Consider the following 16,561-nt stretch of genomic DNA (forward strand, 5'->3'; position numbering starts at 1 on the left):
AAATAACATACACATTACCCGAATCCAAACATACGAAATCTAAATTATTAAAAATGGATGACGAACAAGCCGAACTTTTTCAAATTATAATGAAAAATTTTTAGGGTGTCTCAAAAATCAAAACAGGAGTTGGGTTTTACCGGCAGAGAAGAAGGTATTTCTGCCTATGCGGCAGTTTTGATTGTTAAAAACAGTGTTTAAAACAATACTCTTAACTTGATTATTTCCGTCTTAATAAAATATCTTTCTTGTTATTAAAATGAGAGCCTGTCATGCTTTCAGTATTTTAGATTCTGCTTTCTACATCCAAAACTTTATACAACTTGTCTGCACGCCTTACTTTTTCTTCGACAGGCATAGAAAAAACCTGTCCTTTTGTAACTTCTTCAACATTTTTTTCTTCAAACCGAAGTTCTTTTACTTTAGACTGAATAACACCGGTTGTCGGACCGCTTATTAAAATTTCATCGCCAATGCTTAATTTTCCGGTTTGGACATTAAATTCTCCTATCCCTATTTTCGCAAAATAATTACTTGCTTTTCCTATAAATATTTTTTGTTTTGTGGCTTTTGAACCGTAATCTTTACTCCATTCTCCCAATTTTCTGCCCAAATAATAACCGTCCCAAAAACCCCTGTTAAAAACAGTTGAAAGTTGATTTATCCAATTATCAATTTTTTCTTTTGTATAAGAGCTTTCATAAACTGAATTCACAGCCTCCTTATAACATTCTGTTGTAATTTTAACATATTCAGCCGGTCTTGCTCTGCCTTCAATTTTAAGAACCTTTACTCCGGCATCCAATATTTTATTCATAAAATTAATTGTCATTAAATCTTTAGGAGACATGATGTATTCATTATCAATTTCAAGCTCAAAGCCTGTTTCTTTCTCTGTTACAATGTATGATTTTCTGCAAGTTTGCAAACAAGCCCCTCTGTTAGCGGAAGAATTTTGTTCATGTAAACTTAAATAACATTTACCCGAAACAGCCATACATAATGCTCCGTGTGCAAATATTTCTATTTTGATTAATTTTCCGGCAGGACCTTTTATCTGCTCTTTTTCAATTAACTCGTTTATATGCTTTACTTGCTTTAAACTCAGTTCCCGTGCTAAAACCATTACGTCCGCAAAATTTGAATAAAACTTAACTGTTTCTATGTTGCTGACATTCATTTGTGTAGAGATGTGCACCTCTAGATTAATACTGTTTGCATAATTCATCACAGCTTGATCGGAAGCAATTATTGCAGAAACTCCGCTTTCTTTTGCAACATCAACAATTTGCTTCATTACTTTAATATCATGGTCATAAATAATAGTATTAACAGTCAGATAGCTCTTTATTTTATTTTCATTACAGATGCTTACTATGGTTTTTAGATTTTCTGTCGTAAAATTATTACTTGATTTTGCACGCATATTTAATTGCTCAATTCCGAAATAAACAGAATCTGCCTTTGCCTGTATTGCTGCCGCCAAAGATTCAAAAGAACCCACAGGAGCCATAATTTCAATATCTTCTTTTATATATTTCATCTGCTCTTAAAATTTAGCAATTGGTTGTTATGTTTTTCACAAAAAAAGTTAATACATTTTAAAAAATCGCAAATATAATTAAAAAAAGACCTATCTTTGTCAGTTCAAGTCTTTAAAATAAAATTAATAATAATTACAAAATATTATGGAAAACAATAAAGCTTTGGGAATGATTGAAACAAGAGGATTTACTGCAATGGTTGAAGCATCTGATGCAATGGTTAAGGCAGCAAACGTTGAATTGGTCGGATTTGAAGAAATAGGCGGCGGTTATGTAACTGCTATTGTGAGAGGAGATGTGGCTTCTGTCAGAGCTGCGGTTGATGCCGGTATTCGGGCAGCTGAAAAAGTAGGCGAAATTGTTTCATCACACGTTATTCCGAGACCGCATACAAATGTTGACTCTGCACTTCCTTTAAGCAAAAAGCAAAACAAAAAAGCTAAATAACAATGGATTCAAAAAAGAACATAGACTTACGGACGTATATCGTAATTGATTCATTACAATCACAAATGGCTTCCTACTTATCAACCGTTTCGCAAGGTTATCTTCCGGTTGGCGGACAGTCCTGTTGTATTATCGAAATTGCACCGGGTATTGAAATTAACACATTAACAGACGTTGCTCTTAAAGCTACAGATGTTACACCCGGAATGCAAATTGTAGAAAGAGCTTTCGGTTTACTTGAGGTTCACTCAAACAGTCAAGGAAATACTCGAACTGCAGGTGAAGCAGTCTTAAAATCAATTGAAAAAACAGAAGCCGACAGACTTAAGCCAAGAATACTTACAAGCCAACTTATTAAAAATGTCGAAGACCACCACGCTCAATTAATCAACAGAACAAGATGGGGAATGATGCTTCTGAAAGGAGATACATTATTTGTGTTGGAAGTAGAACCTGCCGGTTATGCATATTATGCTGCAAATGAAGCAGAAAAATCTGCAAATATTAATATTATTGACGTCAGAGGATTCGGTCAATTCGGTCGTATTTATATCGGAGGCAATGAAGCAGACGTATTAGAATGTAAATTAAATGTTGAAAAACGTTTAAACGAACTCTCCGGAAGAGAAATAAAATAAAAATCAGAAATAAAAAGCAAAAATATGGATTCAAAATCTCATATCGACCTAAGAACACATATAATAATTGATTCGCTTCAATTACAAATGGCTTCATATTTATCTACGGTTTCAAGAGGATACCTTCCAGTTGCAGGTCAATCTTGTTGTATTACGGAAATTGCTCCCGGCATTGAAATAAATACACTGACAGATGTTGCACTAAAAGCTGTTGATGTAACTCCGGGTATGCAAATTGTTGAAAGAGCATTCGGAATGCTTGAAGTACATTCAGACGAACAAGGAGATACCAGAATGGCGGGAGAAGCAATTCTGAATTCAATCGGAAAAACAGAAAAAGACAGAATAAAACCGCGAATACTTACAAGCCAACTTATTAAAAATGTTGAAGATCATCACGCACAATTAATTAACCGAACAAGAAAAGGAATGATGCTTCTCAGAGGAGATACACTATTTGTTCTTGAAGTTGAACCTGCAGGTTATGCTTATTATGCGGCTAATGAGGCAGAGAAAGCAGCAGATATTAAGATTGTTGAAGTTATGGGATTCGGTAAATTCGGAAGAATTTATATCGGAGGTAATGAAGCAGATGTGTTGGAATGTAAATTAATTGTTGAAAAACGATTATCCGAGATTTCAGGAAGAGAATAAATAAAAATAATTATTAACAATAAAATCAAAATTATTATGTCAGACAATTCATTAGCTTTAGGAATGATTGAATCACGAGGTTTTGTTGCAATGGTAGAAGCCTCTGATGCAATGGTAAAAGCAGCAAAAGTTGAATTAATAGGTTATGAACAAATCGGAGGCGGTTATGTAACTGCAATTGTTCGCGGTGATGTGGCTTCCGTAAGAGCAGCTGTTGATGCAGGTGTTCGTGCTGCCGAAAAAGTCGGAGAAATCGTATCCTCTCATGTTATACCTCGCCCTCACGGAAATGTTAACAGTGCTTTACCTCTTTCAGTTAAAAAAGGAAAATAATCAAATGTTTTAATAATTAAGAAAAATGGTATTAGCAAAAGTTGTCGGAACGGTTGTTTCCACTCATAAAGAACCTAAAATGGAGGGAATTAAATTTCTTCTTCTTGAAAAAATAGACCCTGTTACACAAAAAGGTAAAAATGATTTTGTCGTTTCAATGGATACTGTTGGTGCGGGATTAAATGAAATTGTTTTTTATGTGTCAGGGAGCGGAGCGAGACAAACAAGTCTTACTCTGGGAGTACCGACAGATTCTTCAATTATTGCAATCGTAGATTATATTGAAAAAGACGGAGTTTTCACATTTCAAAAACAATAAATTATTACGCAATGATTCTCGGAAAAGTTGTAGGAACAGTTGTCAGCAGCAAACAAAACGTTAATATTGAAGGAGCAAAATTTCTTTTGATTGAACAATGTAATCAAAAAGGAGAAAAAAGAGGAAATTTTATTATTGTACTTGATTTAGTCGGAGCCGGAAACAATGAATTAGTTATGGTTTCACAAAGTACCCCTGCTCGAGAAACTTCCGTTACTGCCAATAAACCTGTTGACGCAATAATTGTAGGAATAATTGATGTAATTGATGAGAATGGTAAAGTTGTATATACGAAATGAAAGTAGATAAAGATACGATTGTTCTTGGAGTTTTAGAATTCAGCAGCATTGCCGTCGGATTTCATGCCTTAGATGAGATGGTAAAAATCGCCCCTGTCAATATTGTTGATGCAAGAACAATTTGTTTCGGAAAATATCTTATTGTTTTCAGCGGAGATTTAGCTTCTGTAGAATATTCTTTTAAAAAAGGAATTGAAACAGGAAAAGATTATATTGTTGACAGTTTATTGTTGCCGGTTATCCATCAAGAAGTGATAGGTGCTATCGGCAATGTAAAACAGTCTGATAATTGGGGTGCAATCGGTATTATTGAAACATTGAATGTTACATCAAGTATCAGAGCAGCAGATATTGCGGCAAAAGAAGGCAATGTAAGTATTGTTGAAATAAGACTTGCAAACGGGTTCGGAGGTAAATCGTATGTGAAAATGATAGGTAACCTGGAAGATATTCAAGCTGCTGTAGCTTCTGCAAAACACGAGCTTAAAAAAGAAAATTCAATTTTTGCAGACACAATTATTCCGCAACCCGAAAAAGAAATTAAACCGTTTTACTTTCAGAAACCGCAACTATAAACGAAAATAAGTATAAACAAAATGGATAATTTAGAACAAAGTATTCGTCAATTAGTAAGCGAAGCACTAAAAGATTTAAATATTCAACCTGAAATTAATTCAACTTCCGGTAAAATCGGGGTTTTTAGCAATATTAATGATGCTGTTGATGCTGCAGAAACTGCTTTTAAGGAATATATTGAGTTGCCTTTAGATACACGAATTAAAATAATTGAAAATATTCGAAAAGTTTGTCATGAGCAAAACAAGATAATGTCTAAAATGGCTCACGAAGAAACAGGTTACGGAAGATATGAAGATAAAATTGCAAAAAATATTTTAGGAATTAATAAAACTCCCGGTGTTGAAGATTTAAAACCTGATGCTTTTTCAGACGAAAACGGCTTAACAATTGTTGAGAAAGCACCATACGGAGTTATCGGTTCTATCACACCCACAACAAACTCAACAATTTCAATTATTAGTAATGCAATAGGAATGTTATCAGCCGGAAACACCGTGGTTTTTAATCCGCACCCGGCAGCAAAAAAAGTTTCAGCATATATCATAAACTTTTTGAATAAAGCAATTACGGAAGCCGGCGGTCCGGAAAATGTTGTTACTTGTATTGAAAATCCGACAATTGAGTCTGCAAAAACATTAATGGGGCACAATAAAATTGCAATTATGGTTGTTACCGGCGGTCCGGCTGTTGTAAAAACTGCAATGTCGTATCAGAAAAAGGTAATTGCGGCAGGACCGGGAAATCCGCCGGTAATTGTCGATGCAACTGCCGACATAGCAAAAGCAGGGAAAGATATTGTTGACGGTGCAAGTTTCGACAATAACATTATTTGTATTTGCGAAAAAGAAATTCTTGTTGTTGAGTCTGTTGCAGACAGGCTTAAAAAAGAAATGGTAAAAAACGGTGCCTATGAACTAAACTCTGAGGAAATTAAAAAAATTACAGATTTAGTAATAACTGATCCCGGAAGAAAAGGACATGAAGGAGCATCAAATAAAGATTACATCGGCAAAAATGCAGATTATATTGCAAAAGCAATCGGTCTTAATGTTCCTGCTTCAACAAGATTGCTGCTATGTGAAGTTGACAAAGAGCACCCCTTGGTATGGACAGAACAGCTAATGCCGGTTATGCCGCTTGTAAGAGTAAAAGATGTTGATACAGCAATTGATTTAGCCATCGATGTTGAACACGGTTTTAAGCATACTGCAATAATGCATTCTCTGAATATTGCAAAACTCAGCAAAATGGCAAAATTATCAAATTGCTCTATTTTCATAAAAAACGGTCCGAGCTATGCAGGATTAGGATTCGGAGGAGCCGGGTTTGCCTCCTTTACTATTGCAAGCCCCACAGGAGAAGGTGTTACAAAAACAAGCACATTTACAAGAGAAAGAAGGTGTACATTAGTAGATCATTTCAGAATTATATAAATTATTTGTTATGAAGCTCGGCAAAGTATTAGGAAGAGTTGTAAGTACGGTTAAAGTTGATTCTTTTGAAGGATTAACACTACTTCTTATTCAACCTGTAAACGAAAAAAAAGAAAACACCGGAGACCCGATTGTTGCTGTTGACACAATTCATTCAAATATAGGACAGGTTATTTATTATGAAACCAGCAAAGAAGCAAGTATGGTAATTGACTTTATGAATCCGTGTGATGCTGCTATAGTGGGGATTGTTGATGAAATAAATTTGGAGGACGAAAAATGATAATCGGAAAAGTTATAGGAAATATTGTTTCGACAATAACAAGTACAGATTATAAAAACAGGACAATTCTGATCATTCAGCCTGTTGATACTTCCGGCAAAGAAAAAGGCAGCTCTTTTTTAGCAATCGATTCTGTACAAGCCGGTGTCGGAGATACTGTATTAACACTGGATGAAGGCGGTTCTGCAAAAATGATTTTAAAACCGGAAACAAATTCTGTTAAACAAGTTGTTGTAGGAATTATTGACCATATCGAAAAAGAAAAATGAATAAAGAACAAGTAAAAACTATTGCAATAGGAGCAGACCACGGAGCATTCGAAACAAAAGAAAGCCTGAAAAAATATTTGCAAGTTGTGGGTTATAAAGTTCTTGATATAGGAACAGATAACAACACAATTGCCGTAGATTATCCCGATTTTGCTTATCTCGTTGCAAAAAAAGTTGTAAGCGGAGAGTGTGACAGAGGAATAATGTTAGACGGTGCCGGAATCGGTTCGTCAATGGTTTGTAACAAAGTAAAAGGAATAAGAGCAGCATTGTGCTGGAGCAACAAAACAATAATAAACAGCAGGCAACATAATAATGCCAATGTCTTAACAATGGGAACAGCACAACACTCAGTTTCAGACATTTGTGCGATGGCAAAATTATGGTTGGAAACTGATTTTGAAGGAGGCAGACATTGGCCAAGAATAAATAAAATAACGGCAATCGAAAAAAAATAAAATTATAATATGGATCACAACGAATTAGTTGACAAAATTACGAATCAAGTAATGTCAAAAATTAAAAACAACACACAACTGAAAAGCACAGTTACAGATTTATCCGATTCGAACAATCGGAGTTCAGAAATCACAACACAGGAACTGGCAAGATATTTTGATCATACATTATTAAAACCTGATGCTGTGGATTCTCAATTTGACCAACTTTGTGAAGAAGCAAAAAAATATAATTTTTATTCTGTTTGTGTAAACTCAAGTTGGGTTAAATATGTTGCAAAAAAAGTCAGAGGTTCAAATGTTAAAGTTTGTTCTGTAATCGGTTTTCCTTTGGGCGAAACGGACAGCAGAAGTAAGGCTTTTGAAACCAGGAATGCACTTGAAAACGGTGCAAATGAAATTGATATGGTAATAAGTGTCGGAGCTCTTAAATCCGGCAATATAAAATATGTAGAAGAAGATATCAGAGCAGTTCAAAGAGCATGCAGAAGTACTACCGTATTAAAAGTTATACTTGAAACATCTTTACTTACTGAAGAAGAGAAGGTTATTGCCTGCGAGATTTGCAAAAAAGTTGATGTTGATTTTGTAAAAACAAGTACCGGTTTCGGAAACGGAGGAGCAACAATTGCAGATATCGAACTTATGAGAAGAGTGGTAGGTCCGAAAATGGGCGTAAAAGCAAGCGGAGGGATTCGAGACTTTAAAACTGCCGTAAGCATGATTAAAGCCGGAGCAACAAGAATAGGAGCCGGAGCAAGCGTTGCAATTATTGAAGGAGATAAAGTTACGGGAAATTATTAATACGCATTAACAAAATAAAAAAAACACAAAGATATTTAAAGTATGAAAGCATATGTATTCCCCGGACAGGGAGCCCAGTTTGTAGGAATGGGCAAAGATTTATACGAAAATTCAGAACTTGCAAAAGAAATGTTTGAAAAGGCAAATGATATTCTCGGTTTCAGAATAACAGACTTAATGTTTGACGGAACAGATGAAGATTTACGACAAACAAATGTAACTCAGCCCGCTATTTTTTTACATTCCGTAATTTTAGCAAAAACATTAGGTGATAACTTTAAACCCGACATGGTTGCCGGGCATTCTCTCGGAGAATTTTCCGCTTTAGTTGCAAACGGAACTTTATCTTTTGAAGACGGTCTTAAATTAGTTTCACAAAGAGCCGATGCAATGCAAGAGGCTTGCGAAATTGAACCTTCAACTATGGCAGCTGTTTTAGGGCTTGATGATGAGAAAACAGAAGAAATTTGTGCGTCAATTGATGATGTTGTAGTTCCTGCAAACTATAATACAAACGGACAAATTGTTATTTCCGGTTCAATAAACGGAATTGATAAAGCAATTGAAAAATTAACCGAAGCCGGAGCAAAACGTGCAATTAAGTTAAATGTAGGCGGTGCTTTTCATTCTCCTTTAATGGAACCTGCAAGAGAAAAGCTTGCCGCAGCAATTGAAAACACAACTTTTAGAGAGCCTATTTGTCTTGTTTATCAAAATGTTACGGGAAGGGCAGTTAATGAAGTAGGTGAAATTAAGAGAAATTTAGTTTCCCAACTTACAGCTCCCGTTAAATGGACACAGATTATGAAAAATATGATTGCCGACGGTGCCGAATCATATACGGAAGTAGGTCCGGGAAAAGTTCTGCAGGGATTACTGAAAAAAATTGACAGAAAATTTCCGACTTTCAGTGCATAGCAATTGTAGATAAATTTTAAACTTTTCTAATAACGGAATAAGGATATACCGAGAAAACGGTTTAATGGTCAAAAATAGTTGGTAAAGAGTTCTGTACACTATGTAAACAATGAGAAAGAAGAAAGTTTGTTGAAATCAGTTTCAAAAAACTTTTTTTGTTTTATGAAAAGTTCAAAAAAAGCGTTGTTGGGCTTGCAAAAGTCTTGATACAATAAAGTGGGGAAAGCAACAAAATAAACAAAGATATAAATGTAAAAACTGTGACATTTTTTTCACTTCCGACAATAAATCTGTTAGTATTTCCAATAGATTTATTTGGTTTAAAAAATGGATTATCAGAAGGAGAACCATTGGTGAGTTAGTAAAAGAAAGTCCTTATTCTGAAAAAACATTAAGAAGGTTTTTCTATCATTACCTTTCAAAAGCTCCTGTGTTATCAGTATTTCCTTCCTTAAAAGTAAATTTAATAATTGACGGGACATATTTCAGTAATGGTATTTGTTTAGTTCTGTATAGAAACAGTATGATGAAATTTACACAACTTTATCGGTTTTCTGATAGAGAGCATTACTCAGAAATCAAAGAAGATTTATTGAACCTTTTAAAACTTGGTGTTCAAATAGAAAGTGTTACTTGTGATGGTCATAAGTCTATAATTAAAGCAGTGAGAGAATCCCTCCCGGATACTATATTGCAACGTTGTCTTGTTCATATACAAAGAGATTGCCGTGTTTGGTTAACTAAAAAACCAAAAAGTGAAGCAGGTTACAAACTTAGAGAAATAAGCTCCAAGATTTATTTGATTAAATCTCATTATGAACTAAGCTTTTGGCTGTTAGACTTGCATAATTGGTATGAAGAATATAAAGGTTTTATTAGTAAAAAAAGTTATAACCCGGAAACAAACAGATATTGGTTTACACACAAATCTGTGAGAAGATCCTTTATGACAATAAAAAGAGCACTGCCAAATATGTTTCATTATTTAGATAATCCGATGATACCAAAAACAACTAATTCTATTGAATCATTTTTCGGACATATGAAGGGACATTTAAATATCCATCGCGGTTTATCATACAAACACAGGAAACAATATCTTATGTGGTATTTATACTTTAAAAACAAAGAAAAAGGTTTTTAAAGCTATAAAACTTACCGGTAATAAAAAGAAAAAGGACTTCTTTTAAAAGTCCTTAATATTACCGTATAAGATTAATCCTATCGCTGATAAGTTGCTCCTCAGCAGAGCTTATGTCCTTTTCGGATTAATGGTCATAGTTTATAAAATACTTTTCACAAAATCACCAACTATTTTTGACCACATTACCAAATTTAAGATGTTGATTTGCAGTATAATGCCAAGCATTGGTTTTTTTTGGTAAAATAATTTACAACACAAGAGAAATCATTCCGCCGATAACTAAACTTACAATAAATAAAAAAGATAACATTAACATACAACCCGAATTTGAACGCATTTTTTTTCGTTCTCTGTCTCGCCTGTTTATTTTTCCAAATGTAAAAGATTTTGATTTTGGTTTTTTGAGTGTCGGGGAATTTATATTTTGTTCTTTTTCAGTAATTTCCTTTATTTTGTATAAATCATTCTCTGGTTCAAACTCAATCATTATACTTGAATCATCGTTTTCAAAAATTAATGTTTCCGGTTCTTTATCTTCTTTATAATTTGCATCAAAATTATCAACTAATTCTTTTGCTTCTTTTAAACTGTAATTAAATTTATCTTTTACATATTTTACAGCTTGAATTTTTTGCCCTTTTTGTAAAAGTGCATGTATGAAATTGATTTCATTTTCATCCAACTGAATGGTTTTAAGCTCGTTTTCGGTTATATTATCTTCAAATGTTATTTCTTCTCCTTTTTGTTCATATTCAAAAGTGTCAATTTCTGAAATATTACTATAAAATTTGTCAAATATATCTTTTGAATCTTTAAGTGATAAACCTGTTATTTGCCGAATGTACTTTATTGCCCTAATGTTCTGATTTCCGGAAATATGATGTTTGATGACTCTTTTGTCTTGTTCGCTAAGTTGTTGTTTCATTTGTTTTTTATTTTTATTGCTGTCAATATTTGCATACTCACAAATATACAAAATTAAATTTAACTTCTGTAAAAGAATCTTCTTTGTATAATGATATTAAAAAATACCCTCCGATAGTGTTTCTGCTCAGATTTTATTGTAATGCTTTTCGAGCTTTTAAGATATATTTTGCCGTATCAAGCGGACTTATACCTCTATATTCTCTTATTACGCCTTGTTCGTCAGTACATATTTCATAAGAATGAAATTTAGTTGAAATTTTAGCTTTCCCGCCGGAACGTGAACTTAATTTTATGGGATAATCAATAGAAGTTGCCAAAGGCATTGTTCCTGTAAGGATAAATTTCCCGTTTTCAATTTCGGGAGAATTAAAATTACCTCGCATTTTTGTAATATCACTCGTGATTTTGCCGAGTAATTCTTCGGTTGCCGAAATTTTGAAAGAAACTGTCGGTTCAAGAAGGTTTGTGCCGATTTCTTTTAAACCTTGCATAATTCCCATGGGTGTTGCTACAACAAAATCACCCGGATTTGAATGTACTTGATGGTCTTCGCCTTCAACTAAAGTAATTTTAATATCGGTAACTTCCCAGCCTTTAATGCCTTGCTTTAATGCTTCGGGTATGGTTCTTTTAACTTTGTTTTGGTATTTTTGCTGTACATCATCAACACTTATTTCTGAATGATATTCCACACCGCTGCCTAGTTTTGCCGGTTCAATTTTGAATTTCATAATTGCCCAGCATGGTTTTGGCATCCAATATTTTACAAAACCGAACCCTGATTTTGCAGGCGTTTCTTTGTAAATAATTATAGGGTTTTCAAATTTTGCTTTTATATTGAAACGATTTTCCAAAATGCTTTCAATAATTTGCATTTGAATCCATCCCATAATCTTAAGGTGCAGTTCTTTTTCTTCTCGCAACCAATAAAAATCAAGATTAGGGTCTTCTTGCGAAAGTTCTTGCAAAGCATCAGCTAAATTTGTGTAATCTTTTTCTTGCTCAGCTCTTACCTGAACTGTTAATAAAGGTGTTTTTAAACTTATATTTTCGGGAATTTGTTCGGAAGGTTCACCAATAATATCACCGATTTGTGCTTCTTTTAATCCGCATAAGCCTGCAACATCTCCGGCATATACCACGCCTGTGTCTTTAAAAGTGTTTGCAAAAGTTTTTCGAACTTGCGTAACTTTTTCTTCTGCTTTTTTTGAATGGTTAAAAATTACTTCTCGATTATTAATTTGTCCTGAAAATATTTTCACATGAGCAATTTTACCCATTGTTTTATCGTGTGAAATACCAAAAACTAATGCCGACAGTTTTTTAGCATTTCCTCCTTTCTGAATAGAGAAATAATTTACAACAGCATCTAACAATTCAGTTGTGCCGATTGAATTTTTTGCAGAGCCGATAAGAACAGGATATAAGTAAGTATTTTTTACGGCATCTTTTAAGGCTTTGTCGGCTTTTTCAAATTTAATTTCTCGATTTTCAAGAAAGTCTTCAAGAATTTCATCATTACATTCGGCAAGTTTTTCAATTATGCTTTCATTAGCATTTTCAGAATTCCAAACAGATTGTATGCTTACATTATTATTTTCTTCATTTATTGCTTCTTGCAAAATTACCGAAGAGGCTGACAGCTCTTTTCTAATATCTTGAATAGCAGATATATAATCGGAACCTGTTCTGTCAATTTTATTGATAAAGATAATTGCCGGAATGTTCCTTTGCTTTAAGCCTTGCCAAATGGTTTCGGTATGAGCCTGTACACCTTCAACAGCCGAAATAACCAAAATTGCAGAGTCGATAATTCTCATGCTTCGCTCTATATCTGCGGTAAAATCAACATGCCCGGGTGTGTCTATAAGATTTATTTGTGTGTTTTTATATTCAAAACTTGTATAAGATGATTTGACCGATATTCCTCTGTCTTTCTCAACTTTAAGAAAATCTGTTTGCGAAGTTCCTTTGTCAACATTTCCGAGTGTTTTAGTTTTACCGCATGTGAAAAGGAAATTTTCTGTTATTGTTGTTTTTCCGGCATCGGCATGAGCAAAAATTCCGATATTAATTATGTTTCCTTTATTCATGGAAGTTATTCAATATCTTTTTTATTGTGAGAATTTACGAATAAGATATTTCCGATATCGTCATAATTTTGAAAATGTTTGCTTTCTTCGTGTGTCAACATTTCTTCTCGGAAGCCTATAATTGTTAATCCGGCATCAGACGAATATTCATTTATTATTGTTTTCGGAGCAACATCTTCCGATTGAATAATTATTTCAATATTTTGGGATGTAATCGGCAGTCTTCCGCTTTTTACCAGTTCGTTTAAATGTGTTCTTACACCGTCAGCTTCTTCTTCTTTACATATATCAAAAATTTTAATATCAGCTTTTTTCCAATCAGGATGCCCGAGAATTATAAAACTCAGAAGAATCATTAAGTTCCCGTTTTCTTCATCGGCATTTTTTATCCAGACATGAATACCGTTTTTGTAATATACCGGTTTTCGACTTGATGCAAGAATACAAACATCAAAATTACCTGAGTTTACGAGTTTGAAATTATCAATTATATCTTTTAAGCCTGCGGGGTCTTCCTTATCGTATTCAAAAATAACCATATTGTTTTCCATTCCGGCAATACCGGGAATTTGGATTGCTTGTGCAATAGCAGAAGTGTATGAAGGAGAGATAATTGTGTCGATATAAACAAAATTATTTGTTCCCATATTTTTCAGAAGTTTTTTAAGTTCTTTTTCTGATTGTTTATAAGTACTTTTTGAATAGTAGCCTTCAATACGGTGCAAATATGTTCCGAATCCGTATTTGTATGATATCCAATTTAAGAGCCTGAAAGCATTGTCGCGTTTAAACGAGTTTTTTGAAATACAAATTGCACTCGGTCGCCATTCAACATATTCTTTTTTGTTTTTATGCCTCTGAAGGTAAATTTGTAAACTTCGGTTTACTTGAAAAATAGTATTTGCAAAAATTGAAACTAAACCTTTTCTTTTTTTATGATATGAATTAATATAAATGTAAAGCAGTGTCATTAAGATTATTGCAGCTACTGCGTAAGGCATGTTAATTTTAAACATAATCCAAACCGAAGCAACAAAACCGATTAGCGAAATATACCATTTTGATTTAAATGACGGTCGGTAAGACGGAGAAGAACCGAAATGATTAAGCAATGAAATTAAACTTAATGAGCCGTAGGTTACCATAAAAAACATGGAAATAATTTCGGCAACGGCGTTGATATCTCCGATGATAACAAAAACCATTGCAATAATTACCGTAAATAATGAAGCATTGGTCGGTTCGTTGTCTTTTTTTCTGCCTTTTGACAACCAATTATTAATTCCGGATACCGGAAATGACTTATCGCTTGCTAAAGCTTGCAGTGTACGCGGAGCAACCATAACCGAACCGAGAGCTGATGAAATTGTTGATGCCGCCAAACCTATAGGTATAACAAGCCAACCCCATTTTGCAACTTTCCCCATTACAAATTGGTCGGTCATTAAATCTTCGGGGCTTGCCGAATATGCTAATTTATAAGCAATAAAAAAGTAAATAATCATGCCTGCAACGGTTGCAACAGTTGTTCCTATCGGAATTGATTTTCCGGGGTTTTTTAAATCGCCGGATAAACCTACTCCGGCTGTCATACCCGTAAAAGCAGGAAAAATTATTGCAAAAACAACAAAGAAATTATCAAGGTTTCGGAATTCGGCATTTGCAAAGTTGAATGAGGATGTTTCGGCATAAGATGTAGTTCCGACAAAAAACAAGATTAATGAAATAACAAGCACGGCAACTACAAAGTATAGTGCTTTTACACCGAGGTTTGCACCTTTTTTCAAAATAAGAATAGAAAGCAAAATCATAACCGGAATGCTTACAACTTGTCGAGGAAGAAAGATGTCATGGGTTTCTTTCATGTAGTTAAAAAAGAATTCAAATGCTTCGGTAAATGCAATAACATAAAAAGCAATACTTATGGCTTGTGACATAAATAATGCAATTCCGATTGTTGCTCCGATATTAAGACCGAAAGAGCGTGAAATAATAAAATATTCGCCGCCGCCTTCAACTCGCTTATTTGTAGCTATTTCTGAAATGGCAAGTGCTGTGGGAATTGTAACAAGGTGTCCTAATAAAATAATAAAGATTACACCCCAAAAACCGAGTGTTCCGACAGCAAAACCAAAACGTAAAAATAATATGGCTCCAAGAATGGTTGATATTGCGGTAAAGAAAACCGGAGCCGTTCCGAATTTTTTGCTTACGTTCATCTTTTTTATTTATAAAGTTTTCTTTTTCAAAAATAGAAATAATGCTGATAAATAAAATAATACTTAGTTTTTTTTCTTCAAATAGGTATAAATTTTTTCTGAAGAGCTGTAAATGAGAAATGTTAATTATTTTAGTGTTTATGCTTTTGAAATTGTGAATGCAAATGTAGTCCCTACTCCGGTTGTGCTTCTTACGTTAATTGTTTGTTTGTGAGCTTCAATAATGTGTTTAACAATTGCCAGCCCAAGACCGGTACCGCCTTTATCTCTCGACCGTGCTTTATCTGTTCTGTAAAAACGTTCAAAAATTCGAGGTAAATCATTTTCCGATATTCCCGGGCCTTCATCGGTTATTTCTATAAGATAGTTTTTGTCCATATCGAAAAAGCTGATTTTTATTTTTCCGTTTTTGGAACTATATTTTATTGCATTATCAATCAGATTAATAAAAACTTGTTTTATTTTTTTTTTGTTTCCGAAAGCATAAATAGGATTTGTATAATCTTCTCTGAAAAAGAGTTTTATGTTTTTATCAGATGTTTTGTCTATAAAAAGTTCATTAACATCTTTTGCCAATTGTAAAATGTCAAATTTCTTAAAATCCGGTTTTAAATTAATTCTTTCAAGTTCTGAAATTGTATCTAAATCTTCAAGAATATCAATAATTCTTTCTATATTTTTATTGGTTCTTTTCAGGTATTTCGTTGTTAATTTTTTATCATCAATTGCTCCGTTTATTAAAGAATAAATATATCCTTGAATGTTAAAAATTGGGTTTTTAAGCTCATGAGATATATTTCCTATGTATTCTCTTCTGAATGTTTCTCTTTCTTTTAATGTTGAGATTTCAACTTCATGCTCTTTGCTCCATTCTTCAACTTCGTCTTTTACTTCTTTTATTATATCTCCTTTTAAATCAACTTCCGGTTTTTCGTTCTTTTGAAGTTTTAAGTTACGTATTGTTTTGTATATCAGTCTTATTTTGTCATAAATAAATCTTTTTAAAATATATTCAAAAAGAAAAAACGAAAAGATAAAGATTGCTGTGTTGAATATTAATAGTACGAATAGATTGAATTTTATTTCAGGAAATAAAAATGATGCTGTTAAATACAGTATTGAAACAAAAAGTGTATGCAGAAAACTTACGGCAAAAGATATTTTGCGAGGGTTTGTAGTTTTTAATGTTCTGAATTTCAC

Annotated in this window: 19 protein-coding genes; 14 read left to right on the forward strand and 5 right to left on the reverse strand. The window is 33.5% G+C overall.

The features are described from left to right. Nucleotides 1-286 precede the first annotated feature (286 nt). A complete protein-coding gene (locus L3J35_12055) occupies nt 287-1,543 on the reverse strand; it encodes a U32 family peptidase (GenBank protein ID MCF6366922.1) in 1,257 nt (418 codons plus the stop codon). A 145-nt stretch (nt 1,544-1,688) separates the two neighbouring features. Between L3J35_12055 and L3J35_12060 the strand changes: the two genes are divergently transcribed. The 14 genes from L3J35_12060 (at nt 1,689) to L3J35_12125 (ending at nt 10,122) form a co-directional block, all read left to right on the forward strand. Next, nucleotides 1,689-1,991: a BMC domain-containing protein gene (locus L3J35_12060; protein MCF6366923.1), complete on the forward strand. Its 303-nt coding sequence runs from the start codon at nt 1,689-1,691 to the stop codon at nt 1,989-1,991. Between the two features lie 2 nt (nt 1,992-1,993). After that, nucleotides 1,994-2,629, forward strand: coding sequence for a hypothetical protein (locus L3J35_12065; GenBank protein ID MCF6366924.1), 636 nt, complete (start codon nt 1,994-1,996; stop codon nt 2,627-2,629). A 24-nt stretch (nt 2,630-2,653) separates the two neighbouring features. Next, nucleotides 2,654-3,283: a hypothetical protein gene (locus L3J35_12070; GenBank protein MCF6366925.1), complete on the forward strand. Its 630-nt coding sequence runs from the start codon at nt 2,654-2,656 to the stop codon at nt 3,281-3,283. Nucleotides 3,284-3,319: 36 nt separating this feature from the next. Continuing rightward, a complete protein-coding gene (locus L3J35_12075; GenBank protein MCF6366926.1) occupies nt 3,320-3,616 on the forward strand; it encodes a BMC domain-containing protein in 297 nt (98 codons plus the stop codon). A 25-nt stretch (nt 3,617-3,641) separates the two neighbouring features. Next, the gene (locus tag L3J35_12080; GenBank protein ID MCF6366927.1) at nt 3,642-3,935 is read left to right on the forward strand and encodes a EutN/CcmL family microcompartment protein; all 294 of its coding nucleotides are present in this window, start codon (nt 3,642-3,644) and stop codon (nt 3,933-3,935) included. Between the two features lie 11 nt (nt 3,936-3,946). Beyond that, on the forward strand, nt 3,947-4,234 hold the full coding sequence (locus L3J35_12085) for a EutN/CcmL family microcompartment protein (GenBank protein MCF6366928.1): 288 nt from the start codon (nt 3,947-3,949) through the stop codon (nt 4,232-4,234). Then, the gene (locus L3J35_12090; GenBank protein MCF6366929.1) at nt 4,231-4,809 is read left to right on the forward strand and encodes a BMC domain-containing protein; all 579 of its coding nucleotides are present in this window, start codon (nt 4,231-4,233) and stop codon (nt 4,807-4,809) included. The genes L3J35_12085 and L3J35_12090 overlap by 4 nt, the downstream gene beginning before the upstream one ends. 21 nt (nt 4,810-4,830) lie before the next feature. Next, entirely contained in the window at nt 4,831-6,246 is a 1,416-nt protein-coding gene (locus tag L3J35_12095) for an aldehyde dehydrogenase EutE (GenBank protein ID MCF6366930.1), read from the forward strand. A 10-nt stretch (nt 6,247-6,256) separates the two neighbouring features. Beyond that, nucleotides 6,257-6,529, forward strand: a complete 273-nt coding sequence (locus L3J35_12100; protein MCF6366931.1) for a EutN/CcmL family microcompartment protein — start codon at nt 6,257-6,259, stop codon at nt 6,527-6,529. Then, entirely contained in the window at nt 6,526-6,798 is a 273-nt protein-coding gene (locus L3J35_12105; GenBank protein MCF6366932.1) for a hypothetical protein, read from the forward strand. The genes L3J35_12100 and L3J35_12105 overlap by 4 nt, the downstream gene beginning before the upstream one ends. After that, nucleotides 6,795-7,256: an RpiB/LacA/LacB family sugar-phosphate isomerase gene (locus L3J35_12110; GenBank protein ID MCF6366933.1), complete on the forward strand. Its 462-nt coding sequence runs from the start codon at nt 6,795-6,797 to the stop codon at nt 7,254-7,256. Before L3J35_12105 ends, L3J35_12110 begins: the two co-directional genes overlap by 4 nt. Before the next feature lie 9 nt (nt 7,257-7,265). After that, nucleotides 7,266-8,060 carry a deoxyribose-phosphate aldolase gene (gene deoC, locus L3J35_12115; GenBank protein ID MCF6366934.1) on the forward strand — a complete coding sequence of 265 codons (795 nt, stop codon included), beginning with the start codon at nt 7,266-7,268 and terminating at the stop codon, nt 8,058-8,060. 42 nt (nt 8,061-8,102) lie between these two features. Further along, nucleotides 8,103-8,978 carry an ACP S-malonyltransferase gene (gene fabD / locus L3J35_12120; protein ID MCF6366935.1) on the forward strand — a complete coding sequence of 292 codons (876 nt, stop codon included), beginning with the start codon at nt 8,103-8,105 and terminating at the stop codon, nt 8,976-8,978. A gap of 523 nt (nt 8,979-9,501) precedes the next feature. Beyond that, nucleotides 9,502-10,122 (forward strand): transposase, encoded by a 621-nt coding sequence (locus L3J35_12125; protein ID MCF6366936.1) that lies wholly within the window; start codon nt 9,502-9,504, stop codon nt 10,120-10,122. 247 nt (nt 10,123-10,369) lie between these two features. Here L3J35_12125 and L3J35_12130 read toward each other — a convergent pair whose 3' ends face one another. The 4 genes from L3J35_12130 to L3J35_12145 all read right to left on the reverse strand — a co-directional run bounded on the left by L3J35_12130 (nt 10,370) and on the right by L3J35_12145 (nt 16,561). Then, nucleotides 10,370-11,047, reverse strand: a complete 678-nt coding sequence (locus L3J35_12130) for a hypothetical protein (protein MCF6366937.1) — start codon at nt 11,045-11,047, stop codon at nt 10,370-10,372. Nucleotides 11,048-11,180: 133 nt separating this feature from the next. Next, nucleotides 11,181-13,142 (reverse strand): TetM/TetW/TetO/TetS family tetracycline resistance ribosomal protection protein, encoded by a 1,962-nt coding sequence (locus L3J35_12135; protein MCF6366938.1) that lies wholly within the window; start codon nt 13,140-13,142, stop codon nt 11,181-11,183. A 5-nt stretch (nt 13,143-13,147) separates the two neighbouring features. Then, complete coding sequence (locus L3J35_12140; protein MCF6366939.1) at nt 13,148-15,361, reverse strand: amino acid permease; 2,214 nt, start codon at nt 15,359-15,361, stop codon at nt 13,148-13,150. A gap of 138 nt (nt 15,362-15,499) precedes the next feature. Further along, nucleotides 15,500-16,561 (reverse strand): ATP-binding protein, encoded by a 1,062-nt coding sequence (locus tag L3J35_12145; protein MCF6366940.1) that lies wholly within the window; start codon nt 16,559-16,561, stop codon nt 15,500-15,502.

The sequence above is a fragment of the Bacteroidales bacterium genome, assembly GCA_021648725.1.
In the GTDB taxonomy this organism is placed as follows: domain Bacteria; phylum Bacteroidota; class Bacteroidia; order Bacteroidales; family JAADGE01; genus JAADGE01.

Bases quoted from the DNA above. Each gene is read 5' to 3' on its own strand.
- L3J35_12085 (MCF6366928.1), top strand. From the start codon at position 3,947: ATGATTCTCGGAAAAGTTGTAGGAACAGTTGTCAGCAGCAAACAAAAC.
- L3J35_12070 (MCF6366925.1), top strand. From the start codon at position 2,654: ATGGATTCAAAATCTCATATCGACCTAAGAACACATATAATAATTGAT.
- L3J35_12100 (MCF6366931.1), top strand. From the start codon at position 6,257: ATGAAGCTCGGCAAAGTATTAGGAAGAGTTGTAAGTACGGTTAAAGTT.
- L3J35_12080 (MCF6366927.1), top strand. From the start codon at position 3,642: ATGGTATTAGCAAAAGTTGTCGGAACGGTTGTTTCCACTCATAAAGAA.
- L3J35_12140 (MCF6366939.1), bottom strand. From the start codon at position 15,361: ATGAACGTAAGCAAAAAATTCGGAACGGCTCCGGTTTTCTTTACCGCA.
- L3J35_12090 (MCF6366929.1), top strand. From the start codon at position 4,231: ATGAAAGTAGATAAAGATACGATTGTTCTTGGAGTTTTAGAATTCAGC.
- deoC (MCF6366934.1), top strand. From the start codon at position 7,266: ATGGATCACAACGAATTAGTTGACAAAATTACGAATCAAGTAATGTCA.
- L3J35_12060 (MCF6366923.1), top strand. From the start codon at position 1,689: ATGGAAAACAATAAAGCTTTGGGAATGATTGAAACAAGAGGATTTACT.
- L3J35_12135 (MCF6366938.1), bottom strand. From the start codon at position 13,142: ATGAATAAAGGAAACATAATTAATATCGGAATTTTTGCTCATGCCGAT.
- L3J35_12095 (MCF6366930.1), top strand. From the start codon at position 4,831: ATGGATAATTTAGAACAAAGTATTCGTCAATTAGTAAGCGAAGCACTA.
- L3J35_12130 (MCF6366937.1), bottom strand. From the start codon at position 11,047: ATGAAACAACAACTTAGCGAACAAGACAAAAGAGTCATCAAACATCAT.
- L3J35_12105 (MCF6366932.1), top strand. From the start codon at position 6,526: ATGATAATCGGAAAAGTTATAGGAAATATTGTTTCGACAATAACAAGT.
- L3J35_12075 (MCF6366926.1), top strand. From the start codon at position 3,320: ATGTCAGACAATTCATTAGCTTTAGGAATGATTGAATCACGAGGTTTT.
- fabD (MCF6366935.1), top strand. From the start codon at position 8,103: ATGAAAGCATATGTATTCCCCGGACAGGGAGCCCAGTTTGTAGGAATG.
- L3J35_12110 (MCF6366933.1), top strand. From the start codon at position 6,795: ATGAATAAAGAACAAGTAAAAACTATTGCAATAGGAGCAGACCACGGA.
- L3J35_12055 (MCF6366922.1), bottom strand. From the start codon at position 1,543: ATGAAATATATAAAAGAAGATATTGAAATTATGGCTCCTGTGGGTTCT.
- L3J35_12125 (MCF6366936.1), top strand. From the start codon at position 9,502: ATGATGAAATTTACACAACTTTATCGGTTTTCTGATAGAGAGCATTAC.
- L3J35_12065 (MCF6366924.1), top strand. From the start codon at position 1,994: ATGGATTCAAAAAAGAACATAGACTTACGGACGTATATCGTAATTGAT.